At 36.2% G+C, this 25,210-nt stretch carries 23 protein-coding genes and 1 riboswitch; of the genes, 16 read left to right on the plus strand and 7 right to left on the minus strand.

Annotation, left to right across the window (positions count from 1 at the left end; all coding sequences use genetic code 11):
- Positions 1–5 precede the first annotated feature (5 nt).
- Complete coding sequence (metI, locus tag CLV62_RS07170) at positions 6–647, minus strand: methionine ABC transporter permease MetI (RefSeq protein WP_245904037.1); 642 nt, start codon at positions 645–647, stop codon at positions 6–8.
- 4 nt (positions 648–651) lie between these two features.
- Complete coding sequence (metN, locus tag CLV62_RS07175; RefSeq protein WP_110310106.1) at positions 652–1,683, minus strand: methionine ABC transporter ATP-binding protein MetN; 1,032 nt, start codon at positions 1,681–1,683, stop codon at positions 652–654.
- Positions 1,684–1,905: 222 nt separating this feature from the next.
- Between metN and CLV62_RS07180 the strand changes: the two genes are divergently transcribed.
- From CLV62_RS07180 to CLV62_RS07190, 3 genes are all read left to right on the plus strand, one after another.
- A complete protein-coding gene (locus CLV62_RS07180; protein ID WP_245904038.1) occupies positions 1,906–2,550 on the plus strand; it encodes a GDSL-type esterase/lipase family protein in 645 nt (214 codons plus the stop codon).
- A 149-nt stretch (positions 2,551–2,699) separates the two neighbouring features.
- Positions 2,700–4,085: a sensor histidine kinase gene (locus CLV62_RS07185; protein ID WP_110310108.1), complete on the plus strand. Its 1,386-nt coding sequence runs from the start codon at positions 2,700–2,702 to the stop codon at positions 4,083–4,085.
- Positions 4,086–4,090: 5 nt separating this feature from the next.
- On the plus strand, positions 4,091–4,783 hold the full coding sequence (locus CLV62_RS07190; protein WP_110310141.1) for a response regulator transcription factor: 693 nt from the start codon (positions 4,091–4,093) through the stop codon (positions 4,781–4,783).
- Positions 4,784–4,806: 23 nt separating this feature from the next.
- Here CLV62_RS07190 and CLV62_RS07195 read toward each other — a convergent pair whose 3' ends face one another.
- Complete coding sequence (locus CLV62_RS07195) at positions 4,807–7,173, minus strand: outer membrane beta-barrel family protein (protein ID WP_110310109.1); 2,367 nt, start codon at positions 7,171–7,173, stop codon at positions 4,807–4,809.
- A 213-nt stretch (positions 7,174–7,386) separates the two neighbouring features.
- On the opposite strand from CLV62_RS07195, the gene pheS reads away from it, so the two are divergent.
- From pheS to CLV62_RS07210, 3 genes are read left to right on the plus strand one after another with little or no spacing between them, the layout of a single operon-like run.
- Complete coding sequence (gene pheS, locus CLV62_RS07200) at positions 7,387–8,406, plus strand: phenylalanine--tRNA ligase subunit alpha (RefSeq protein ID WP_110310110.1); 1,020 nt, start codon at positions 7,387–7,389, stop codon at positions 8,404–8,406.
- A 9-nt stretch (positions 8,407–8,415) separates the two neighbouring features.
- Positions 8,416–8,961, plus strand: a complete 546-nt coding sequence (locus CLV62_RS07205; RefSeq protein WP_110310111.1) for a hypothetical protein — start codon at positions 8,416–8,418, stop codon at positions 8,959–8,961.
- Between the two features lie 3 nt (positions 8,962–8,964).
- Positions 8,965–9,615 (plus strand): nitroreductase family protein, encoded by a 651-nt coding sequence (locus tag CLV62_RS07210; protein ID WP_110310112.1) that lies wholly within the window; start codon positions 8,965–8,967, stop codon positions 9,613–9,615.
- A gap of 228 nt (positions 9,616–9,843) precedes the next feature.
- Here CLV62_RS07210 and CLV62_RS07215 read toward each other — a convergent pair whose 3' ends face one another.
- Both CLV62_RS07215 and CLV62_RS07220 read right to left on the minus strand, forming a co-directional pair.
- Entirely contained in the window at positions 9,844–10,887 is a 1,044-nt protein-coding gene (locus tag CLV62_RS07215) for a hypothetical protein (RefSeq protein ID WP_110310113.1), read from the minus strand.
- Between the two features lie 94 nt (positions 10,888–10,981).
- Positions 10,982–11,197, minus strand: a complete 216-nt coding sequence (locus CLV62_RS07220; protein ID WP_110310114.1) for a DUF1653 domain-containing protein — start codon at positions 11,195–11,197, stop codon at positions 10,982–10,984.
- A gap of 226 nt (positions 11,198–11,423) precedes the next feature.
- Between CLV62_RS07220 and CLV62_RS07225 the strand changes: the two genes are divergently transcribed.
- Together CLV62_RS07225 and fabD are read left to right on the plus strand one after the other, a co-directional pair.
- Positions 11,424–12,026: a hypothetical protein gene (locus CLV62_RS07225; protein ID WP_146212712.1), complete on the plus strand. Its 603-nt coding sequence runs from the start codon at positions 11,424–11,426 to the stop codon at positions 12,024–12,026.
- 199 nt (positions 12,027–12,225) lie between these two features.
- The gene (gene fabD, locus CLV62_RS07230) at positions 12,226–13,107 is read left to right on the plus strand and encodes an ACP S-malonyltransferase (protein ID WP_110310116.1); all 882 of its coding nucleotides are present in this window, start codon (positions 12,226–12,228) and stop codon (positions 13,105–13,107) included.
- 161 nt (positions 13,108–13,268) lie between these two features.
- Here fabD and CLV62_RS07235 read toward each other — a convergent pair whose 3' ends face one another.
- A complete protein-coding gene (locus tag CLV62_RS07235) occupies positions 13,269–13,865 on the minus strand; it encodes an acetate uptake transporter (RefSeq protein ID WP_110310117.1) in 597 nt (198 codons plus the stop codon).
- A gap of 401 nt (positions 13,866–14,266) precedes the next feature.
- Positions 14,267–14,474: riboswitch (cobalamin riboswitch) on the plus strand.
- Between the two features lie 231 nt (positions 14,475–14,705).
- On the opposite strand from CLV62_RS07235, the gene CLV62_RS07240 reads away from it, so the two are divergent.
- From CLV62_RS07240 to CLV62_RS07260, 5 genes are all read left to right on the plus strand, one after another.
- Positions 14,706–14,927, plus strand: coding sequence for a cysteine-rich CWC family protein (locus tag CLV62_RS07240; protein ID WP_110310118.1), 222 nt, complete (start codon positions 14,706–14,708; stop codon positions 14,925–14,927).
- A 68-nt stretch (positions 14,928–14,995) separates the two neighbouring features.
- On the plus strand, positions 14,996–17,380 hold the full coding sequence (locus CLV62_RS07245) for an anaerobic ribonucleoside triphosphate reductase (protein ID WP_110310119.1): 2,385 nt from the start codon (positions 14,996–14,998) through the stop codon (positions 17,378–17,380).
- Complete coding sequence (gene nrdG, locus CLV62_RS07250; protein WP_110310120.1) at positions 17,373–17,909, plus strand: anaerobic ribonucleoside-triphosphate reductase activating protein; 537 nt, start codon at positions 17,373–17,375, stop codon at positions 17,907–17,909. Before CLV62_RS07245 ends, nrdG begins: the two co-directional genes overlap by 8 nt.
- A 323-nt stretch (positions 17,910–18,232) precedes the next feature.
- Complete coding sequence (locus CLV62_RS07255; protein ID WP_110310121.1) at positions 18,233–19,207, plus strand: hypothetical protein; 975 nt, start codon at positions 18,233–18,235, stop codon at positions 19,205–19,207.
- Between the two features lie 780 nt (positions 19,208–19,987).
- Positions 19,988–20,557 (plus strand): porin family protein, encoded by a 570-nt coding sequence (locus CLV62_RS07260; protein ID WP_110310122.1) that lies wholly within the window; start codon positions 19,988–19,990, stop codon positions 20,555–20,557.
- Positions 20,558–20,729: 172 nt separating this feature from the next.
- Here the strand turns inward: CLV62_RS07260 and CLV62_RS07265 are convergent, their stop codons facing one another.
- Positions 20,730–21,062, minus strand: coding sequence for a zinc ribbon domain-containing protein YjdM (locus CLV62_RS07265; RefSeq protein ID WP_110310123.1), 333 nt, complete (start codon positions 21,060–21,062; stop codon positions 20,730–20,732).
- A 545-nt stretch (positions 21,063–21,607) separates the two neighbouring features.
- On the opposite strand from CLV62_RS07265, the gene CLV62_RS07270 reads away from it, so the two are divergent.
- From CLV62_RS07270 to CLV62_RS07280, 3 genes are all read left to right on the plus strand, one after another.
- Positions 21,608–22,258, plus strand: a complete 651-nt coding sequence (locus CLV62_RS07270; protein ID WP_110310124.1) for a hypothetical protein — start codon at positions 21,608–21,610, stop codon at positions 22,256–22,258.
- A 16-nt stretch (positions 22,259–22,274) separates the two neighbouring features.
- Positions 22,275–23,771: a hypothetical protein gene (locus tag CLV62_RS07275; RefSeq protein WP_110310125.1), complete on the plus strand. Its 1,497-nt coding sequence runs from the start codon at positions 22,275–22,277 to the stop codon at positions 23,769–23,771.
- Between the two features lie 773 nt (positions 23,772–24,544).
- Positions 24,545–25,177: a hypothetical protein gene (locus CLV62_RS07280; RefSeq protein ID WP_110310126.1), complete on the plus strand. Its 633-nt coding sequence runs from the start codon at positions 24,545–24,547 to the stop codon at positions 25,175–25,177.
- Positions 25,178–25,210: the final 33 nt, after the last annotated feature.

Below are 25,210 nucleotides of genomic sequence, written 5' to 3' on the forward strand. Positions count from 1 at the left end.
AGACTTTACCTGTGATCTACTTTCTTTGAAATAAAATTCCCTAAAGTCTGAATAATAAATACCAATACAACCAAGAGTACCAACACTACATTCATAACCGTAGTATCGTAACCCACATAACCATATTGATAACCAACCTGACCTAAGCCTCCTGCACCTACTGCTCCACCCATTGCCGAATATCCCACAAGAGTAATCAACGTAATGGACGCACAATTGATGAGCGAAGGCATGGCTTCGGGTAACAGCACTTTCCGTATGATCTGAAAAGGGGTAGCTCCCATTGCCCGTGATGCTTCCACCAACCCCGAAGGTACTTCTAATAAACTGTTTTCGACCATACGTGCTATAAATGGGGCTGCACCAATACTCAATGGAACTAATGCCGCCTCTACTCCGATGGATGTTCCTACAATCAGACGTGTAAAGGGAATCATCCAGACAATAAGTATAATAAACGGTATAGCTCTGAATATATTAACAAAGAATGCCAAAGTCTTATTTATCGACTTATTATCTCTTATTTGCCCTTTACTTGTTATAAAAAGTGAGACTCCAATAGGCAATCCCAATACAAACCCGAAGAAACCCGAAACAAAAGTCATTACAATTGTTTCCCAAGTTCCTTTTATTAATATTTCTATCATCGAATCAGACATAGCCTAATACCTCCACTTTAATATTTTTACTTTTCAAAAACTCTATCGCCCGATTCTCATTTTCGGCCGAACTGATAAATTCGACAAGCATAACTCCAAATTTCATGCCTCCCACGTAATCCATACGGGCATTAATTATATTGCTGTCTATATTGAACAGGCGTGCCACTTCCGAAAGTACGGGTGCATCTACCGATTGCCCTGTTATTTCGAGCTGTAACAAAGGATGTTTTCCAGCTTGGGGAGAAGCAACCAGATTTTCCTGATAATCGACAGGTATCTCCATATGCAGTGAAGATGCAATAAACTGCTTTGTCAGAGCCGCTTTAGGATGCGAAAAAATATCGGCAACCGTTCCTTGCTCTATCAATTGCCCGTCGCTGATAACAGCAACCTCATCACAGATTTCTTTTACCACATCCATTTCATGGGTGATAAGAAGAATAGTAATATCCAAACGTTTATTTATCTCTTTCAGTAACGATAGTATAGAACGGGTGGTTGCAGGATCAAGGGCACTTGTAGCCTCATCGCACAACAATACTTTAGGATTACTAGCCAAAGTTCGCGCAATGGCTACCCGCTGTTTCTGACCTCCCGATAGTTTAGAAGGATAATCGTTTGCTTTTTCTTCCAGTCCTACTAATTTAAGCAGTTCCTTTACACGTATAATTATCTCCGATTTAGGGGTCTTATCCAGTTCTAAAGGAAAAGCAATATTATCGAATACGGTTCGTGACGACAATAAATTGAAATGCTGGAATATCATTCCTATATTTCGTCTCGCTTTTGCCAACTGCGATTCCGACATTTGAGTCAGATTTTGCCCGTCCACATATATTTCGCCCGAACTCGGACGTTCCAACAAATTTACACATCGGATAAGTGTACTTTTGCCCGCTCCCGATTCACCGATCACCCCTACAATTTTACCCTTAGGTACATAGAGTGAAACACCCGAAAGTGCTGTCGTAATGCGGTTTTTATGTCTAAATACTTTAGTTATATCTTTTAGCTCTATCATTTGGCTAATCTATTTTCTCATTTTTTCCAGAAACAAAGTAACAAAAAATAATCAAGGTCACAGAGCTATTTATTATTTTTACAGGCAGTATTGACGAAGACGTAATGCGTGACGTTTTTATTACTTCGGGAATCATAGCAACTATAGGCTGTTATGATGATAAAATATCACATTCAATATTTACCGTTACCTAACATCATATTTCACAGAACCTTTAATCACATGGAAAAACATTTAGTATCATTTCTCTTCCTGTTTCTCATTGTTGGAACAAGTGCTTTTGCACAAATAAAAGTAGCTTGTATAGGCAACAGTATTACATTTGGTGCAGGCGTGAAAGACCGCGATCAAAACAGCTATCCGTCCGTATTGGGGCAAATGTTAGGCAACGAGTACGAAGTCCGCAACTTCGGCTTTAGTGCACGAACTATACTCAACAAAGGAGATCATCCGTATATGCAGGAGCAGAAGTTTAAAGATGCCCTCGAATATAATCCTGATATTGTTGTTATAAAATTGGGAACTAACGACTCGAAACCTCAGAACTGGATATATAAGGATGAATACAAACACGATTTAAGAACGATGGTCGAGGCTTTTCAACAATTAGTATCACATCCCCTGATATATCTATGTTACCCTGCCAAGGCATATACTGCTGAACGGGGAATCAATGATAGCATTATTGTAAACGATATAATTCCTTTCATTACCGAAGTTGCCGAAGAATGTAACATTAAAATCATAAATCTGCACACGCCGACAAGTAATATGAAGGAAAATTTCCCCGATCAGATACATCCGAATGAAGCAGGTGCACGGGTTTTAGCCAAAGAGGTGTATTACGCCATAACAAGAAAAGATTAAGCCACTCTCCCCATTGTGTTATTAAGTGTTATCGGTGTATTGAATATGCTGAGGGATTCTTATTTTTGCCGGTAAGGTCGCAGACCTTTTTATTGCTTTTGTAGGGCATAATCGCCAGAGTATGTATAATTACTTGCATAACCAGTTATATGAAACTTCGCATCAAAATAATAGCTTCCATTATCCTGATCTCTTTGATTTCGGTATCTGTCTATCAATTGTATTGGTTGAAAACTTTTTACGACCAACAATATAAAAAAATGGATATATCGATAATGGATGCCATGAATAGTGCCGATTTTACGGAAATCGGTTTAAGGGTGAAATCGGTAACGCTTGAATTAATGATGAAAGAAGGTGCATTAGATATGATACCCTATGATACTTTAGTGGCTTATCAACCCAACTTGAATGTCATGATAGACGGTAAAGATGAACGCAATAATAACAGATGGAATGACAATCTGATGATGTACACTTCTATTCAGAAGGGCATACATTCTGTTATCGATACTATGGAAGCCGCTTCTCTGATAAGATATGATAGTATTTTGCATATCGAGTTAAAAAGAAGAGACGTAAATATTCCCTATTTTACGGAACAGATAAATACTAAAAACGACAGTCTTTTAGCTAGTTCTATAGATAGTTTACAGAACATCAACAAAAGTCTGTACAAGCCTTATATTTTCCCTTATTCTATTAACGATGAATACGCTTACCGCATATATTTGAAGGAACCCCGCTTGTATATTCTGAAGGAGATGTCTACCCTTGTGGTTATTTCCCTTCTGATGATTGTGTTATTAATTATTTCATACATCTATCTGCTTCGGATTATTTTCAGGCAAAAATCCATTGATGAAATAAAAAGCGATTTCGTAAACAATATGACTCATGAGTTAAAGACTCCCATATCTGTGACATATGCAGCTATTGACGCACTTCAGAATTTCGGGATGATGGATGATCTTGAAAAACGGGATAAATACTTAGATGTTTCGAAAGAGCAACTTATGAACCTTAATAATCTGGTAGAACAGATACTTACGATGTCGGTTGAAGAACGAAAAAACCTGAAACTTGCTTTAGGTGATATATCCATATCTGATTTATATGAATCGATGCGTAACCAATTTCTGATCAATACTCCTAAAAAGATTACATTCGAAATAGATGTCACACCTATTGATCTTACTATAAAAGCAGATAAGATACATTTCCCTAACATTATTAATAATCTGATTGAAAACGCGGTTAAATATTCGGGAGAGAAGGTTCATATAGTATTATCGGCTAAACAAAAAGACAATAGAACTATTCTTTCTATAAAGGACAATGGAATAGGAATACCGCAAAGCTCAATCAATAAAGTCTTTGATAAGTTTTATCGGGTATCGACAGGGAATATTCACAATGTAAAAGGCTATGGACTAGGATTGTTTTATGTAAAAACAATTGTCGATAAACACGGCTGGACTATAAACGTTGACAGCACGGAGCGTAAAGGGACTTGTTTTACAATAAAAATTTGAAAAATATGAGCATAGAAACAAAGATACGGGTATTGCTGGTTGAAGATGAGCCGGCTCTATCGATGATAATAAAAGACACTCTCGAAAAAAGAGATTTCTGTGTAGATTGTGCTCCAAATGGTGAACAAGGCTTACAAGTCTTCTTCAAGCTCAAACCTGATATTGTGGTTGCAGACATTATGATGCCAAAAATGGATGGTTTCAGTATGACTCAACTCATCCGTCAAAGCGATAAACATACCCCCATACTTTTTCTTAGTGCAAAGTCTAAGACCGAAGATGTTGTTCAAGGCTTTGAAACGGGGGGCAACGACTATCTGAAAAAGCCTTTCGGAATGGAAGAATTAATTATCAGAATAAAATCGCTTTTAAACAGAGTTCAATCCGAAGAACCCAAACAGACAATCTATCGGATTGGAGAATATACATTCGATTCATTGCAGCAGAAATTGACTTACAGAACACATTCCGAGACTTTATCCCATCGGGAAGCCGGTATATTGGAACGTTTATGCATCAATCAGAATAATATACTCGAAAACAAATCGGTATTACTCGATTTATGGGGTGACGATAGTTTTTTCAATACACGCAGTCTCCATGTATTCATCGTAAAAATAAGAAAGAAGCTTTCGCATGACTCCAATGTCGAAATTATAAATATAAGGGGAATTGGTTATAAGATGATATTAAAATAAATGGTTCCCCTTATATTTCACCGTCAATTCCCCCTATTGAATCGGGAAGTGTCGGGAGTTTCTTCTTTTGACTTTTTATTCTTATAGTTCCCAAAACGATAAATAAACGATAGTCTCAATATACGACTATCCAGTCCCGTTCTCATCGAACTGTATTGGTCTGCGTAATTCACTTTTACTGTAGCTGCATTCCCCTTGAATATATCCTGTACCCTTGCAATCAGTTCCGCATTATCATTCAGGAATAACCATCTAAGCCCCGCAGTCACGTCCGACATATGCCCGATATCGTACACTCCCTGAATAGCTCCGTAGGTATAGGTTCCTGCAACATCCAGTTTAAGATTGGGCTTTGACGAAATATTAAATGTATTGTTCAGTGCTACCTGAAACGAATTTATAAATCGATTGTAAGGAATGCCATGAAAGCTATCATCCTTTTCCTCCAATCTGAAAAGATTTACCGTTGCCTTCGAGTCCCAAATATTTTCAATCTTTAGAGGATGGATATAAACCAAACCATACATTTTTCGATAATCGAGATTTACAACCTGAAATACAGTCTCTAATCTGTCATCCGATTGATAGGGGAGTTGCACCGAATAGTTCGGTTTGTAATTGTAATACCCCATTACAACATACTTCTGATTAATGATAAAAACCGCTTGGGTTTCATAAGTCCTAGTGTATTTTAATTCGGGATTTCCTTTCGATACAGAGTATGCATTTATTTGCCATATATTAGGACTCAATGCCCAATAAGAAGGGTACTCAATATCTGAGGAGAACGACAATTGAAGAATACGATTGGGATTATGAGTATATGTCAGATTAGCATTCAGGAAAGGCTGAAAATCGTTCCATAAGGTTTTAGACTCATCGGGTAAATCGATTGTCGATTTAAATTTATTGGCGGAAAATGAAATCTGAGTCGATAATTTCCCGAATGATTTAGTTACGCCTGTAAACAATGAAGCAGCAGACTCCTTTTGTTTTGTATTACTCAATGAATCAACAATCGCATTTTCGGAGTTCTTAAAATATTCATATTGACTTCTGCTTCTTGACATCGAAAAATTAAGCCCATAATTTATCTCCCATCCTTCACCTGCCGATACTGTCTGATTCGCATAAAAAGTGGCTTTACCTATCTTCTGCGATGTTTCTGTACGATAAGCGTTTTCTAAAACATGAATATCGTAATCTTCATAATACTGGGTAGTAGGGTCTTCGTAATTAGTATAATCGGCACCTGCAATGATGCCCCTGTGCGAATTATATTCGGCGTTGATATTATGCAGGTACGAGTCTGTTGCTATGCGGCTTCGTGAATCTATACTTTTATAGAATTCGCCATTTTCGAGAAAAAGAGCGTTAGTCGTTCGCTTTGCATTGATACTGTTAAAATTTCCATTATAGATTAATCGCAACTGGTCTTTATTACTTAACTTAAAAGTAGCTCCTAAACGGGCGTTCCATGCACTATTGTTATTATAGCCTCCGTTTTGTTGAGTTATTTCATATTCGTTATTCTGAAATTGATGACGGGCAAACATCGGATCATCTTTCAAGGATTTACCTTTATCAAGGCTAATATTCATATCAAATACAAATGATGGCTTGGTATATAAGATATTAGCGTTTGTCATTAGTCCCGCATAATGAGCCTGCCGATATTCCATCGTACCTTGTCCCTGTAAAGAAGGAAGGTCGGTCATATCATCTTTCAGTTCTACATTTATGGCAGCTCCCCTTATATTGTATTGAGGCGGAGCGCTGTACATAATCTCGACTTTAGTAACCCTCGATGCAGGGATCGATTTCAATGTTGCCATTAATTGTTCAAAAGACATACCGGTAATTTGCCCATTGATAAGAATGGTATACTTCGACATTCCTACCAATTCTATTTTATCACCTGTGGCGATAATGCCCGGTACATCTCTCAGCATATCAAAAGCATTGGATATCGCTTTGTCTTTAGAAAGCAGTGAAGCATCATAAATAAGTCTGCCATTTTCACTTTTTACAATCGGACGCTCTCTCTTAATAACAACATCACCTAATTGAGTAGAAGAAGCATCCAGAACAATAGTGCCTAAATCGGCTTGTGCTTCTGTTATGATTACATCCCTATTCTGATGAACGAATGCCATATGTTGCAGATAAAGAATATACTTACCATTCTTTAAATTTTCGAAGGAGAAGCTGCCCGTTTCGTTTGACAAAGCAGTTTCTATATTTGTACTGTCATTTACGGATACCAGAATACATACAGTAGCTTCAACTCCGGAGCTTGACTCATCAACAAGCATCCCTGTAAGGGAACAGTTTTGCGACCAGAGTACTGATGAAATGCTAAGGAATAATATAATAAATAAGTTCTTCATAGTCTACCCGATTTTATAAATACAAATCTAGGGAGCACCGACCATGAAATGTGTTTCGGTTTGGTTACTTAGTGTTATCGAGTGTTACCGCCGCAAATAATACACATTATCACCTTATTATTGAATTACTGTTTCTCTATTTAAAAAAGAAAAGTGTATTTTTGTAATTAAGTTCTAATTATAGCAATAAAAAGAAGACTAAGTTTTAATCTGATGATTGATAAAATAAACAAACTACTATCTGATATAGAGGAAGTAAAAGCTGCCAACCTTCAAGAGTTGGAAGATCTGCGTATCAAATTTTTGAGTAAAAAAGGTGCGATTTCTGTTCTTATGGACGATTTCAGAAATGTAGCAGCAGAAGAGAAAAAAGTACTCGGAATGAGGCTTAATGAGCTAAAGAACAAAGCTCAGGACAAAATCAATGAATTAAAAGAAAATCTGGAGAACTCCAATTTAACAGAGGAAACTATAGATCTTACCCGTACAGCCTATCCTGTACAATTGGGAAGCCGTCATCCGCTTTCGTTGGTAAAAAAAGAAATCTGCGATATATTTAAACGCTTAGGTTTTTCTATTGCCGAAGGACCCGAAATAGAAGATGACTGGCACGTATTCTCGTCTTTGAACTTTGCGGACGATCATCCTGCCCGTGATATGCAGGATACATTCTTCATTGCCCGTAATCCCGAAGTAGTATTGCGTACGCATACCTCGTCGGTACAGACACGTGTGATGGAAAAACAAGAGCCTCCTATCCGCATTATTTGCCCCGGACGTGTATATCGTAACGAGGCAATTTCTTATCGTGCACATTGTTTCTTCCATCAGGTAGAAGCTCTTTATATTGATAAAAACGTATCGTTTGCCGATTTGAAACAAGTATTGCTTTTCTTCGCAAAAGAAATGTTTGGTGCAGATACAAAAATACGTCTGCGTCCTTCCTATTTCCCATTTACCGAGCCTAGTGCCGAAATGGATATTTCTTGTAACATCTGTGGAGGAAAAGGATGTCCTTTCTGTAAACACACAGGATGGGTGGAAATACTAGGTTGCGGAATGGTAGATCCTAACGTTTTAGAAAATTGTGGAATCGACAGTAAAGTATATACCGGCTATGCTCTGGGTATGGGTATTGAACGTATTACCAACCTCAAATACAGAGTGAAAGACTTGCGTATGTTCTCTGAAAACGATGTACGCTTCTTAAAGCAATTCGAGAACGCACAGTAAAATAGAAACATGAGATATATTATCGTTTGTTTATTCTCTTTTTTTCTTTTAAACAGTTGTAGTTCTGGAAAAATAACCACCACCGAAACGACGCCTACGCATGCTATTGTCTTTGGACGATTAAATATATACAAAGATAAGTCGATAAAGACTCAGGACATATGGATTCATTTTAATGAGCGTAATTGGGGTAAAACTGTAGCCAGACTCGATGAGGAAGGATATTTTGCAGTAAAAGTTCCCATAGGGAAAAATCATATAACAATGCTTGACTACGGTAACAAATATCATAACTTACCCAAAGACTGTATTACTATAAATATAGAGAATAGCGAAATCGTTTATTATATAGGAAATATTTATATAAACTGGAGTCCTAATCATGGAAATGAAAGAGTACATTCGGGTATCATAGGTCATTTGGCAGAAAATAGCAGGGATGGTAACTGTATCGCAGCCGATGTAAAAAGCACAGAGTTTACCGTGAAACGTTTCAAACGACTTTTTCCTGAAAACGAGAAAGAGATAGAAGTAAAACTAATAACAATCAAATAGAATATGAAAAAAACACTTATCTTATTAATTGGAGCTTTGGCTTTTATCTCTTGCAAAGAATCGAAAAAAGAAATTGCAACAACTATGCCACAACATAAGAATGAAGTAGTAGAAGCGATTAAAAATCGTAGAAGTATTAGAGCATACAAACCTGAGCAAATAGATCAGGCACAACTGGATACTATTATCGATTGTGGAATTAATGCACCTAGTGCTTTAAACAAACAAACGTGGGAAGTGCGTGTAATTCAAAATGCAGACCTTCTGAAACGAATCAATGACAGCTTTGTTGAAAAAGCAAAAGGAAAAGATTTGAAAGGCAGTGCTTCACGTTCGCAAGAACCGGGTTTTAGTGTATTTCATGGCTCACCTACTCTTATTATTGTAGGTAGAGAGAAAAACAATCCAACCAGCCTTGTTGATTGTGGTTTATTAGCACAAAATATTCTACTTAGTGCCGAATCTATGAATATCGGAACATGTACTATCGGTAATATGGCTAGTATTCTGAACGATCCGGATGCTAAAGAATTCTTGAAGGAAATCAATATGCCTGATACACATGAAGTAGCTTTTGGTATTTCAATCGGCTATAAGAATGAAAGTCCCGAAGCTAAGCCAAGAGACGCAAGCAAAGTACAATATATAAAGTAAAATTGATTATTTACGACAAGAGTCTGTCACAAAAGTAGCATCAGAACACTGAATATAAAATTAATATCTGTGTATCTGATATGTTCTGTGTACCTATTCCACTTTTGAGACAGCCCTTGTATTATCGGAGTACTTATTCGAAATAAAAGATTAATCTTTAAGCGAACGTTTTCATAAGAAATAAGCCATTTAATTCCAAATGGAAAAGCACAGAACCATCACAACAACTCAGTGATTCAGGTTTACCGTAACTCGCAAAAGACCAAGGAGCTCATTCATTTTGGTATGTTTAATAAAGTGGAGGGCGGGTTGTAAATATACCGACGGGAATAATTCAATAACATACGTAAGTTCGGCTGCCAGCTCATCATCGTCTGCCAGATCAGCATATACCAACATTAATCCCAAACGATCTTTCTCGTTATCTTCCAACAGGTTAGATAAGATAACGCCTGACCCTAAATAAGTACGGCAGTAATGATCTTTCTGGGGTGTATATCCAATCTTTGATGCAGCTCTGAGTACAGAACCGCTAAAACGGGCAATGTTTTTTTCCGCCGATATATACGTTGAATACCTGAAATTTCTCTCAGGTGTTTTTTCCATTACCCAGCCTAAATAATAAATACCGGAATTTGCAGAATATTCGACCTGCGAAAAATTGACATAACCATTCTTTACGGGATTAAAACCGAATTGAAAAATATTGTCTTCATTAACACCTTTGAGATTGTTGTAAAAAGAATTCATAAACACAAAATTATCTGAGGAATACTCCATATGTATTCCCATTGCCGCCATAGGATATACGGCCGCTTTATAATTGAGCGAAATAGTAGGGGTTATTCCTGCCGAACTGTTTGTGAAAAAGAGGTCGCAGGGTGTTGTAAAATAGTCTATATTTACATCTCTGATGCCTCCGAAAACCATAAACCGACCGAACCTGTGCTCATAACCCAATGCCGAACATAAAAGAAGGTGACTCTTGGCATCTATATTCGAAAAAATAAGATGATCCTTTGCAATGGGTCTGTCAAAAGAGTTGCGTATGCTCCAGAATGAAGCTTTAAACATTCCGTTCTTCCACCAACGGTCGGTTTTCAATTCAGCATCCAGAGCCAGCAGATTTGCCCACTTTGGCACATCTTGATCTTTATTAGACAGGTTGTATTGCAGCTCCGAAATAAGGCTTGCACCATACGACAACGATTTATCCTGAGCCCCAACACATGTAGTAGCAAGGGTAAATATGAGTAACAGCTGACATTTCATAAAATAGCTAAACAAGGGTAGATTATCTAAAGTTCATACAACAAACTAAATAATGATATGCACCGGTCGCAATCCCGACAAATACAAAATTTTTCTATATTTCCTCTTTAAATCGATCGACTTCAATTCCGTCAACAACCGTTTTCCCGAAAAACATGGATGCAGGTCTTACCCATATACCATATTCTCCATAAAGAGCTTGGTAGACTATCATATCTTCTAAAGTCTCGCTATGCTTAGCCATACTTATAAGCTTGTAACGATTGCCCTTAAAATGCACAAAGAAGCGTTCTTTTGTTGCAGAATCCATATATCTGATAATTTAAGCTGCAAATGTAAGGAGTTTTCGTAATGAATAGAACTTTCAGTCAAATAATTAACTCGGTAACAACAGTAGATCAACCGCAAAGAGGCAACAATAAATAGTTGTATTTACTTAATTACAACCTTGCGCTTAACTCCGATTCCTTTTTTTACTAAATTTGTCAATCTTATCAAGAAGATTTTTAGAACATAATAAGATAAAAATGAATAACATGCTATCTATTAAAAACTTCACTCTTTTCGCATTGGCAATATTTACTTTAATGGTATGCACCAGTGCTAAACCAATAAAGACAAAGCCTAATGAAGCAATCGTATTTGGTCGCTTTATTTTAGATAATGATTCGGATATAGACCATGAAAAGATTGAATTACAATTTCTAAGAAGTCCGAGAGGAACATCCAAAGTGAAGGTCGGCAAAGACGGTTTTTTCTGTCTAAAGATGCAGATTGGAAATAATCTCACCGATTTCATTCAATACAAAGATGGAGGAACCTTCCGTAAGATACTTACAAACAGTTGTCTTACACTATCTTTTAATGAGGCCGACAAAGCTTATTATGTAGGTGATATTTTCATGAAGTGGACACCAACCGACAGAGATAAAATAAAGAAAGGTTTCTCGCTTGGTGTAGGAATGGGCAATAACAGCATGGGTGGTTCTTTTGCAATACCAATTGGAGAGAGCTACACACCGGGTGAAGACTGCCCTGAAATAACGATCAGAGAAACTCAGGAAACTATTGACCAGTTCCACCAAATATATCCCGATGATAATAGAGAGGTGATAATACAATTTATGGATCTCGACTAAGAATCAATCTTTTAGGTAGACAACTTTCGATACAAAAAAGATAAGGATGTATATTCTTATCTTTTTTTATTAAATTTGCCAACCTTATCAGAACCATTAAGTCTTCGGACTTTTTTTATTACTTTGGTAGATGTCATAGCCAAAGTATGTTACCATATAATATGACAATAAACAGTTGAAAGTACTTAATAAAAACAAAATGAAAGCATTTGTATTTCCAGGTCAAGGTGCACAATTCGTAGGAATGGGTAAAGACTTGTACGAAACATCTCCCGTAGCCAAAGATTTATTCGAGAAAGCGAATGAGATTCTTGGATTTCGCATTACCGATTTAATGTTCAGCGGTACAGACGAAGACTTACGTCAAACTAAAGTAACCCAGCCAGCTATATTTTTACATTCAGTAATCCTTGCTAAAACTCTAGGTGAAGAATTTAAACCCGATATGGTAGCAGGTCACTCTTTAGGTGAATTTTCGGCTCTTGTAGCAGCTAACTCTTTATCGTTTGAAGATGGCTTGAAACTTGTCTATAAACGTGCTTTGGCTATGCAAAAAGCGTGTGAGCTAAATCCATCGACAATGGCTGCCGTACTTGGCTTACCTGACGAAAAGGTAGAAGAGGTATGTGCTTCTATTACTGATGAGGTGGTAGTTCCTGCTAATTATAACTGCCCCGGACAGATTGTTATTTCGGGTACAAATGCAGGTATCGATAAAGCTTGCGAACTATTGAAAGAAGCAGGTGCTAAACGTGCTCTTAAACTAAGCGTTGGTGGAGCATTTCACTCACCATTGATGAATCCGGCTAAAGAAGAATTAGAGAAAGCAATCAACGAGACTCAATTCTCTAAACCTATTTGTCCAGTTTATCAAAACGTAACAACAGTTGCTGAAACTGAACCGGAAACAATCAAGAAAAATCTTATCGCACAATTGACTGCTCCTGTAAAATGGACTCAATCGGCAGAACATATGATCGCTGACGGTGCTACTGAATTTGTAGAACTAGGACCGGGTGCAGTTCTTCAAGGTCTTGTTAAAAAGATCAACAAAGAAATCGCAACAAGCGGAAAACAATAAGGTAGGTCTCAGACCTTTTTATTACTTTTCGGAGTAATAATTAGAGTTTGCCAATGTGATAATCACAATGCAAATTGAATAATACAATTCTGCATTTATCAAATATAAAAATAAGGCATCCCCGAAAGAGATGCCTTATTTTTGTTTTATATTATACTATCTTATTTCAATATAGGACTGCCTACAGGCACTATATTTTTTCCGAAAAAGCTATTCAGGTACTTTGCTGCCAAGATATAAAAAGTAAGCAACGATATGGCCAATTCTGCATAAGCTGCTACTGCATGCCATCCATGACCACAACCGAACGAATCTAAAGCTAGTCCTAAAAACAAAACCACGATTAATACTAAAAGAACAAACATCGCTTTCGACATTTTAAGCCCCGATATGGTAAATACAATTGTCAATAGCATGTAACCGACAAATACAAAACCCAATTGTTTTACATCAACAGCCTGAGCCAATGTTTCACCAAAACAACCAAGCTTGATCAACCAACTCATAGCCATACCTACCCAGAATAATCCGTAGGCACTAAAAGCGGTAGCGCCAAATAAATTGTTATGTTTAAAATCAAATAAAGAAGCTATGATTTGTGCAACGCCACCTAAAAAGATAGCCCAAACCATTACAAAGGAAAGACCCGAAGTCAATTCCATTTTTTGAGACGATGCGACAAGTGTAACAATTGCCAAACCAAACAATCCTAGTGTGGTTGGATCAGCAACCTCAATTTTCACATTCTTTGTTTCCATTTATATTTTTTTAATTGAAGCGGCAAAAGTAGTGAATATAAGGTTACGGAAATTGTTTTATTGCAAAATCTATCAAAAATAACCTTTTTATCATTTTTTTCTATATCTATTTCTGAATGATCAACAAATAAATAGCAACCAGTCGAAAATAATACAATATTTACATTTCTATTATTTGAAAAGCTACAATGACTGAAGAATATTTCATAAACCTATAAAAAAGAGTTGCTCTCTCGTTGATAGGTGTGAATAATTGTTTGTATTTCAATGTATTTATCCTGATGATGTGTTTAAATTAAAAAATAGATAATTCGTTTTATATTTTCTTTTTGGAAAACTTTATTTAAAATTGTTGATAACTAATTTTCCTTTTTGAATAACTTTCTCATTTTTTATTCACAACTTTGTCATTAGTTATTGGTGTCACTAATTCTGTTTCCGGGATAGGTGATGAAAAGGGAATCAGGTGTAAATCCTGAACAGACCCGCTGCTGTAAGCTCTACAACAGTCTTGGAACAAATCTCAAACCACTGTTTCGATATTGAAACGGGAAGGATGTTTCTAAAGACGGAGTAAGTCAGAAGACCTGCCGATAAAAGTAAAAGTTTTGTCTTTCGTGGATTAAAGACAATTCAACACGAAGTAAAATTCAGTTTTTAATATTTATTGGTATCAGCCTGAACCATCATTCTCTCAAGGGAATGACTACGGCATCGGCTTCCTTTATCTATCTATAAATCTGTTTTTATACTACCATATAATCCAAAGTAAAAAAGTAAAGCTTTATCAATAAGAAAGCTTCAGTAAATAGATTCAATAACAAACTAAAAATTACAATTATGGAAAAAATATGTCCACGCTGTACCACAGCTTTCAGATGCAGAGAAGACAGAGTTGAATTGTGCAGTTGCTCAAAAATAGCAAAAGTAATAGGTGTATGCGATTATGTAAAAGAAACTTACGAGAGTTGCCTTTGTCCCAAGTGCCTGCAAGAAGCCAATAGCACCTTTTATAATATTGGTGTAAACCCCAAATTCTTGAATAAGAAGAAAGCTGTTTAAGGTTATAAAGCTCAGCTATAACGTATTCTTTATCTATTTTATTATCCTACTTAATAGAAACAATTCTTATGGACTTTTCAGAAATTCTTATCACAAAAAGAGATGGTAAACAAGAAGTATTCTCAATAGAGAAAATAAAAAATGCCGTTACCAAATCGTTCAGAGCAAGCAGTATCTCCGACTCGGAACGCGAAATGTATGAGATTTCGTTTGCTGTTGCCAATGAAATTAAAAAGCCGACTATTACAGTTGAGGAAATACAAGACTTGGTAGAAAAAGAATTGATGAGAAGAAACCCGAAGGCTGCCAAAAAATATATCATATATCGTGAATGGCGCAATGTGGAACGCCATAAGAAAACACACATGAAACATATTATGGACGGGATTGTTTCTATTGAGAAAAACGATGTAAACCTGAGCAATGCAAATATGTCGGCTCATACTCCGGCAGGACAGATGATGACTTTTGCATCAGAGGTCACAAAGGATTATGCCGAGAAATATCTGGTAAATCCCGAATATACCCTTGCCCACAAAAACGGAGATATTCACATTCACGACCTCGATTATTACCCGACTAAAACGACTACTTGTATTCAATATGATCTGGATGATCTTTTTGAGAAAGGATTCAGAACTAAAAATGGAAGTATCCGCACCCCTCAATCCATACAAAGCTATGCTACGTTGGCTACCATTGTTTTTCAAACCAATCAGAACGAACAACATGGAGGACAATCTATTCCGGCTTTCGACTTTTTCATGGCAAAGGGTGTATTAAAGTCTTTTCAGAAACATCTGGCTTCCAATATTACCTTATTATATCAACTTGAAGATCAAAGCATCAATGAGCAGGATATAAAAAAGACCGTTAAAAGCTTAGTATCAAGCATCAATGTACCCAATAATGAGAAAGAAGAACTGCTTAAAGCACTCAATATCCAATCGGAAGTACTTAATATAAAGAATCTAAATGCTCTTATTCATCGTTCTGTTGAAACAACCCGAAAGGATACTCATCAGGCAATGGAAGCATTTATTCACAACCTCAACACCATGCATTCCAGAGGAGGCAATCAGGTAGTATTCAGTTCTATTAATTACGGAACAGACAGCTCTCCTGAAGGCAGAATGGTTATTCAAGAATTACTGGCTGCAACAACCGAAGGATTGGGAACGGGCGAAATCCCTGTATTTCCCATACAAATTTTTAAAGTAAAGAAAGGCGTATCATATAGTGAATCTGATTATGAAACAGCAATCTCCAACTTTGAAGATGCTCTTTCAGGGAAGATAAAATTTGAGTCTCCTAATTTTGATCTTCTAATTGAGGCTTGCCGTACTACTTCGGTAGCTCTTTTCCCTAACTTTATGTTTTTGGATGCACCTTTCAACTTACACGAAAAATGGAGAGCCGACGATCCTAAACGATATATGTACGAAACCGCTACAATGGGATGCCGCACCCGTGTATTTGAAAACTTACATGGCGAAAAATCGTCTTTAGGACGGGGTAATTTGTCTTTTACTTCGCTCAATTTACCTCGTTTGGCTATTGAAGCACATCAGAAAGCTGAGAATTTGTTTCCCGAAAAAGACAAACAAGGAGTACAGGAAGAGGCTAGGAAAATCCTTTTATCCTCTGTAAGATTGATGTCTGAAATGATTGCCGAACAGTTATATGATCGCTATCAGTATCAACGGACAGCTTTGGCCAGACAGTTTCCTTTTATGATGGCTAATAATATATGGAAAGGAGGCGATGCCTTAGATTCGAACGAAGAGGTAGGCAATACCATCCAAAGCGGAACTTTGGGTATTGGGTTTATCGGAGGTCATAATGCAATGGTTGCCATATATGGCGAAGGTCATGCCATTAATAAAAGAGCCTATGATACTCTTTATGATGTTATTCAGGAAATAAATAAAGTTGCAGAAGAATACAAAGCAAAATACAAATTGAATTACTCTGTATTGGCTACTCCTGCCGAAGGCTTATCGGGCAGATTCACTAAGATAGATAGAAAGAAATACGGCGTAATTGATGGCGTTACAGATCGTGATTATTACGTAAACTCATTCCATATAGATGTAAAAGAACATATAAAAGTAGCTGATAAAATTAGATTGGAAGCACCCTTTCATGCAATAACCAAAGGTGGACATATAACATATGTGGAACTGGATGGAGAAGCAAAGAAAAACATATCGGTAATACTCAAAATTGTACACCTGATGCATAAAGAGAATATCGGATATGGCTCGATCAATCATCCCGTAGATACTTGCCGAAAATGTGGCTACAAGGGAATGATTTATGCAGAATGTCCCTTATGTAAAAGCGAAAACATTACACGCATGCGCCGTATAACCGGATATCTTACAGGAGATTTAGATTCGTGGAACTCAGCAAAACAAGCTGAAGAAAAAGACAGAACAAAGCATGTTTAAAGACTCATTACATATATTGAAGATATACGAAGAAACCATATCCGATGGCGAAGGACTTCGATATTCCATCTATCTTTCGGGCTGCAAACATCATTGTAAAGGCTGCCACAATGAAAGTAGCTGGAATCCAAATACAGGAACGCCTCTTTCGAAGGAATGGTTACTCGAAATAATAGAAGACATAAATTCGAACCCCTTACTCGATGGCATTACCATTTCAGGAGGAGATCCGTTCTTCTATCCTCAGTCGCTTGTTACCCTCTTAAAAATATTGAAGGAACAAACAAAGTTAAATATCTGGTGTTACACCGGTTATACTTACGAAGAGATTCTCGCTAAGAAAGAATTACATGCCTGCCTCACCTACATTGACGTATTGGTAGATGGCAGATTTATGAAAGAGAAGTACTCTCCTTCACTTGCCTTTAGAGGAAGTATCAATCAAAGAATTATAAAATCAAATAAATTACATCCCTGCAGGGAGAAATATTCTATTATTGATAAAAAGTGTAGCGAACTTCCTGTGTGAAAAATACCTTTACTTTTAAAACAGCCTCTTTACATTATTAAAGAGGCTGTTTTCTTTTTTTCGAATAAATCCGATACCACTCCAATTTCTATTTCTGATATTGAAATAACCATCAGAATCGACCATCTACCCTCTGAAAACAGCCGTTTTGTTAACAAATAAAATGAAAAATTACGATCTGTATACCCTCTGCAACATCATTTAAATCTTTTTAGTAGAACGAGCTTATTACGCAATAATCTCACTACAAAGAAATAAGTACTTTTATGAAACCTTATAATAATCAACTGAGTAAATAATACTCTCCGCAATAGAATGTTTTTATGAAAAATCAACTAAACGATGAACTCGTTTCGGCTATCAAAAATAGTGTGGCAGATGATCAGAATATCGCAAACCTCCTGATGAATATACTGTCTATGGGTAAAGAAGCTGTTTATAGAAGGCTGAGAGGCGATGTCCCATTCACTTTCGACGAAGTCTCAAAAATATCATCCAAACTATGTATTTCACTCGATAATATTGTAAATATCAAAAATACAAAGCGTGCATTTTTCGATTTAGATTTGAATATACAACAGCTTACCGATCCCTTAGATCATTATTGTGACAAGCTTGAAAGCTGTATTCTTATGTTTCAGAAATTGCATAAATGCGAAAATTCGACTGCCCGACTGGCTATAAACAGCCTTCCTTATATGTTTTATCTGCCTTTTCCACATATTGCAAAATTTCGTTTATACAGATGGCTCTACCAGCTGGAGGTAATCTCTACTATCGGTTCATACGAAGAAATGAGAGTTCCTCAAAAAGTTTCGGATATCGAGAAAAGGTTTGTTGCCGAACAACGCTACATTGCAGATACTACGTTTATAATGGATCAAAACGTATTCAAGTCTTTCATAAGCGATGTAAACTACTTTTACAAGCTGAATTTATTATCGAACAATGATGTTCATCTCATACAAAACGAGTTATTGGAACTGATTTCCAACCTAGAAACGGTAGCAGCTACGGGTACTCAGAAAACCGGCACAAAGATAAACCTCTATGTATCTAATATAGATATAGAATCGTCGTACCTGCATTTCGAATGCGACAACTGCGAAAATAGTTTCTTAAGGGTATTCTCTATTAATATTATGGATTCGCAGAATCCTACTATATGCAGCATCCAAAAAGAATGGATAGACTCTCTAAAGAGATACTCTACACTAATCTCGGTAAGTGGCGAAATACAACGAACTGAATTTTTCAACATGCAAAGAGAACTGACTCTCAAAATGGGATGTTTTTGAAAAGATAAAACCTATTTATTATTTATACATATCAATTTCAGGAAAAGCCCAAGTCAGAATGATTTAGGCTTTTTCCTTATAAAAAATGGAGATATAGAAATGGATTCTCAGCCCTTTCAAAATTCAAAACAAATATTATACATTTTGTGCTTTAACATGCAAATCGAAACATGGCAATTTAGCAACACGATATAAGACAAAAATCAGCTCTATAATGCTTTATCTGTTGCATTTATTTAGGACGTTCTTCTATAACTTTGCCTATGTAATTATTGCACAGAGTTTCATTATTGACATTGATTCCTTAAATCTAATTATCCTTTTACCTATGACAAACATTGGAATTAATAGTACAGAGTCTAGCCAACTCTGGCTTGTGTAGTTTTGTAAAGTTTCTGTTAAGGATAAAGAGTCTTCGAAGTGATTTCGAGGGCTTTTTTCATTTTCTTTATCTTCTTATTACTGGCAGGAAGTAAATATTACTTCATAAGTAGTTCCTTTATTTTATTGTTTATGTACATATATGCTACAGTCAAGGTGTTCGTAAATTTGTTTATCTTATTTAATATTATCTTAAATCCTTCTTCCTATTGATGAATTCTGATCTTGATAAAAGCTGATTTTATCTTTTAAATCACTCCTGTTTCTACCCTTTTGTTATAAAAAAGCTAATTTTTAAGTTAATATCGTTTATTCTTTTTCGAATTGTCAACAAAGATAAAGGAACGTTGTTATATAAGGTATTAAGATTCGTAATACTAATTTAATATTTTTTTGATTATGAAAAAGCTAATTCTATTCGCTATACTTCTGTTAGGTACAGGCATAGCAAACGCGCAAATAGGCAAAGGAAATGTGTTGATGGGGGGTGATCTTGCTAACCTAAACATCAACTTTAGTAACCAAACAAGCTTTCAAATAACACCTAGAGCTGCTTGGTTTATTGAAGATGGATTGGCTGTTGGTGCTTACGGGCAGTTTGGTTTTAATCATATTAACGGTCAAGATGGTAATACTTACACCTATGGAGTTGGACCTTTGGCTCGTTATTTTGTTAACCTTAAAGAGTTGCCTTCACTTGGACAAACAAAATTCTTTGTTGAAGGTAGTGTCGGTTTCGAAGGTGCAAATAACACAGTTAATAATTCACACACCAATGGTATGGGATTTGGATTCGGACCCGGTATCTCTTATTTTATTACACCTTCAGTTGGTGTTGAGGCATTATTAAAATACAATGGTATTGTTGGATTTGGTTCTACAACATACACCAATGGTCTTTCTTTAGGAATTGGATTCCAGATTTATTTGCCTTCTAAGAAAATGATAAAAGAGATTAAATCTCTCTAAAAGCATTTCCTTTTTTTGACGATTATATAAACGAGATAAAATAAAATAAGAGGAGCTTCTTTATTACGGAGGCTTCTCTTTTTTTATATTGTGTCTGAATTTGGCACAAAAAAAGGGTTGATTAGCATTTGCTGGTCAGCCCTTTTTCTGTAATTATGAGTGGATTGTTTTATTATCCTTTCTTGAGGAAACAAGTTTTGAGAACAATACTCGAACCATCGATTTTGCAATCTACCTCTTCGGGATTTTCTGTCAATCTGATGCTTTTTACTTTTGTACCTCTTTTTATAACCATCGATGAGCCTCTTACTTTAAGGTCTTTAATTACCGTTACAGCATCGCCGTCTATAAGTTCTGCTCCGTTACTATCTCGTGGTGTGTCGTCTGCTTCTACATCATTGCCATCGGTAGACCATTCGTTACTGCAATCAGGACAGATGTATACTGTTCCGTCGAAATACGTATTTTCCATGTCACACTGCGGACAATTAGGTGTTTCTGCCATTCTTTTAAAGTTTTATTTATAAGATAATGAATTACAAATATACGGCAAAAGGGAATAGAAGGCAAATCATAGTTGTTTTTCGATTGTTCAATGATATAGATAACATGGATAAATTGTTTTTTTTGTTGTATTTGAAAATGTCTATCCATATTTAATTATAATAAGGTGTTGCTTCTTGTGCGTTTTAATATTTAAAGAGTCTTGTGTGGCTGCACAAGTGAAAAATATAGATGTAGTCTATTGGAGTCAAGAGTGGATTTTTTTGAATGAAAAGAATAATATATATCTTTGTAGTGTTAAATAGCTTTTGTAGAAAGAATGACAACGACATCTTAAAGAAAGTAGCCTAACTGGCAACAATTAAAATAAGATTAATTGTTTGCGTCCTCTTATGTTAAAATATAAAGAGTTTAATTGATTTTGTCTGAATTTATTTGGATAGATTTAGTATTTGGTTCTTTTGTTCGATTGTGCATACAATAGCAGTTAGTCTTCAACGTTTTTTCAGCTATTTATTTTTCACCCTAATTTTAAATAAGGATACTATGAAAAAAATATTTTTATCGCTAGGCTTATTTTTATGTGCAGGTGTAGTTGCCTTTGCCCAAGTTGGAGTAAACACTGTCGATCCGAAAGTTTCGTTGGATGTTCAGGCATTTAATACCGATGCTACTACTGCCGAAGGTTTTATGGCTCCCCGTCTTACATTGGCTCAGCTAGCTTCTAAAGATGGTAAATATCTGGCTGCTCAAACTGGTACTATCGTTTATATAACAGATATAGCGGGTACAACCACTCCCAAAACGGTGAAAGTGACACAGGCCGGTTACTACTATTTTGATGGCACTATATGGCGATCGGTAGGGTCGGGTGCCGGCTTGCAGTTTTTTTATATGCCGCCTTTTAATTTGCCTATAACCACTGTTGCCAATAATGTAACTTTCGACTTGTATGCTGAATATAAGAAACAGTTCACCAAAACCGGTAACTCTACTTATGTAAGTAGTAACACGGCTTTGGCTGCTATACCCAATTTATACACTGCCGATAAGCTCGATTATGTGGTAACCTATTATGACAATACGGTTGTTAAAGTGAATAGTATATCGGCTGCCGGAGTACTTAACTATAATGTTCTTAAAACCGAAATTGATGCCGGATCATTTATTACTATCATATTGGTCGTAAAGGAATGAGGCTATGAATAGAGTGATGAGAAAAATAGGTGTGTTGAGTGTCTTGTTTATAGTCTGTTTAGGTGTAAAAGCACAAAAAGAGATTTATAACTGGCATTTTGGTACCAGTTGCGGTATAACTTGGAATTCAACCCGCGATCTTTTAGCTACAGGTTTGTTTGGTACGGGTGATGTGATATTGAAGGGTTTACCTACTAACTTAGTCGGGTCTAAAATTTCGGCGAGCGAAGGATGTTTTAGTCTCTCAGATACCGACGGTAATTTGTTGTTTTATTCGGATGGTAGAACGGTATGGAACAAAGAAAACGTGCAGATGCCTCAAGGCAGTGGTTTATTGGGAGACGCATCATCAGCCCAAGCCGGTATTGTATTGCCTTATCCGGGCAGTATAACCAAATATATAGTAGCCACAGTAGGACAACAGGGTGCCGGTAATGCAGCATACTCTGTTGTAGATATGACAACAAACCCCTTAGGTGAAGTTATGGCTGCATACAAGAATATCAGGTTTCAAGGAGCAATGGGTACTACCAGTGAGACTATCACATCTATCCGCCATTCCAACAGGCGCGATTATTGGGTGATTGCTCCGGGTGTGGGTAGTCCGGCTTATCTGAATGCCTGGTTGATGACTGATGTCGGTGCAGCTGCTCAACCCGTAATCTCAGAAGTGCCCGGAGCTGTAACTTCTCTGTCAGCAGGAGGTTATCTGAAGATTACTCCCGATGGAAAAACTTTTGTTTGGGGAAGTAATACCAGTGGTAAACTTGTATTTGGCGACTTTAACAATACAACAGGAGAGTGTACCAATATTAGAATGATCTCAATGGGTAATCCCTACGGTGTTGAATTCTCGGTATCAATGAACTATTTGTACATTGGTACAGTTACGGGATTAGCTGTTTTCGATTTCAAAGCGCTGCTTGCGGCTGCCGATCCTACTAAAGTTCTACCAAAAACTTATGTGATTGGAGGATCAAGTGTACGTGCTGTGCAGTTAGGACCCGATGGTCGGATGTATATTCCTGCTCGTAGCAGTAAATCTCTGACTGTAATTGATAATCCCGAAGAGGGGGATAATTTGAGGATATATCAGCTCCCTGCCGATTTTTTAACGGGAACTGCTCAGTTTGGTTTACCCTCTTTTGCTGCTTCGTGGTTTAGAGTGGCAATAGACGGGAATAAAACACCTTGTATTGACGGTGAAGCCGACTATTCAACTGTGATTAACTATTCGATAGCAGATTCAAGGTATGATAACTTAAGATATTTTGAATGGAATTGGGGAGACGGTTCACCTGTCGAAAAAGATTATAATGTTTCGGTAGGTGCAAATCAATATCGTACACATGTTTATAGATCAGGTGGAGTGCAAACACTTACTGTAACTCCTTATGTTGAAAATTCTCCGGGGGTATTCACTCCTTTAATCAATTCGAGTAGTATAGTAATAAATCCCCGATCTTGTTTTTTACCAGTGAATCCGCATCTGCATTCAAATTTTAAGAAATAAATATAGATGAATTAATTTAGAGAAGAGAATGTAAATATCTTCTTTAAATTAATTCGTTTTATAGATTCTGTGATTAGATAATAACTTTTTGTTTTTTCTCTATTCTCTCTTCTTTCTTTTTGGTGTTTTACAATAAGGTCTATTTCTGGAATATTTATGCAGTTTATTAGAGATTATTAGATATAGATGAATATTTATTCCTTTTTATTCGATTCTTTTTGTATTAATATTTACTATTTGTATTTGATTATTAATTAGTTAGTTCTGATTTCTTCTTAATTTATTAAAAATAAAATGTTACTTTTTTAATACGGTATGGAGTATTTTGGGTAATCATAAATAACTTCATATATTTGTCTCATGGAATGGCTTTTATAGCAAATAATGACAACAATAATAACAGTAACATCTAAATAAGAGGGTAAAAGCTCACGAGCAATAGTTAATACACTAACTGCTACATCTGCTTTATTATGTTAATAGCATAATGATTCAACTAATTTTGTCCAACACCTGACAGTATGGTAAAAGGAGAATTGAATTTATGGTATACTCTTGTGTTTTTTTCTTAATGTGTCTTTTTTACTTATTGGAGACATTGTGATGAAAATTGTTTTTTATAGTTACTTCTCTTGAATTAAGAATCTTAAAATATGGATTTACTTAGATGTTCATCTGTCTTTTATCTGCTTAATCAAGTACTGTTCTAATATTCAGAAACTAAAATTACTGGAAATAAACATTTTATACTTCAAATTTATTACTAACTATTTATGAAGAAAATATTATTGCTGCTGTTGGTATTGGTACCTTTATGTACTTATGCGCAGGTAACTATTGGTACGGGCGAAGTTGCAGATAAGAGTGCTTTATTAGAATTAAGAGAAAATGCAGATGGAACATCCAATAAAGGATTACTTTTTCCTCGTGTTAAACTGACATCTCTGACCCTTTCCGCGCCATTAGCTGAACATGTGAATGGGATGACCGTTTATAATATCGACGGAACTAATATACCTCAGGGTTTATATTATAATGATGGTACGCGTTGGATACGCATGGTACCTCAAAATAATGTGTTTTTTTATGCTCCGTCTATTGTATTACCTACTTCAGTCGATGACCCTGCTTACAATAAAGATACTCAGTTTTTTACCGTTTATATGTATAATATCTACAAAAGCCAGTTTGGCATGAGCGATGCAACCAGTTCTTCGAAAAGTCCTTTGGCAGGATCTTTACCTGTCCTTCAAAGTAATGAACTTGATTATTTTGTGACCTATTACGACAATAAGGTTTTCACCAATCTGGCAATATCCAATACGGGTATACTCACTTACAAGATTGCTGCAGGATCTGCAATCACTGCGAATACATTTATAAACATAATTTTCAAAGTCCGATAAACGGCATTTTGTGTTTTTCAATAACACTATAAA

The organism is Indolivaga alginatilytica (assembly GCF_003201355.1).
Classification (GTDB): Bacteria; Bacteroidota; Bacteroidia; order Bacteroidales; family Dysgonomonadaceae; genus Dysgonomonas_A; species Dysgonomonas_A alginatilytica.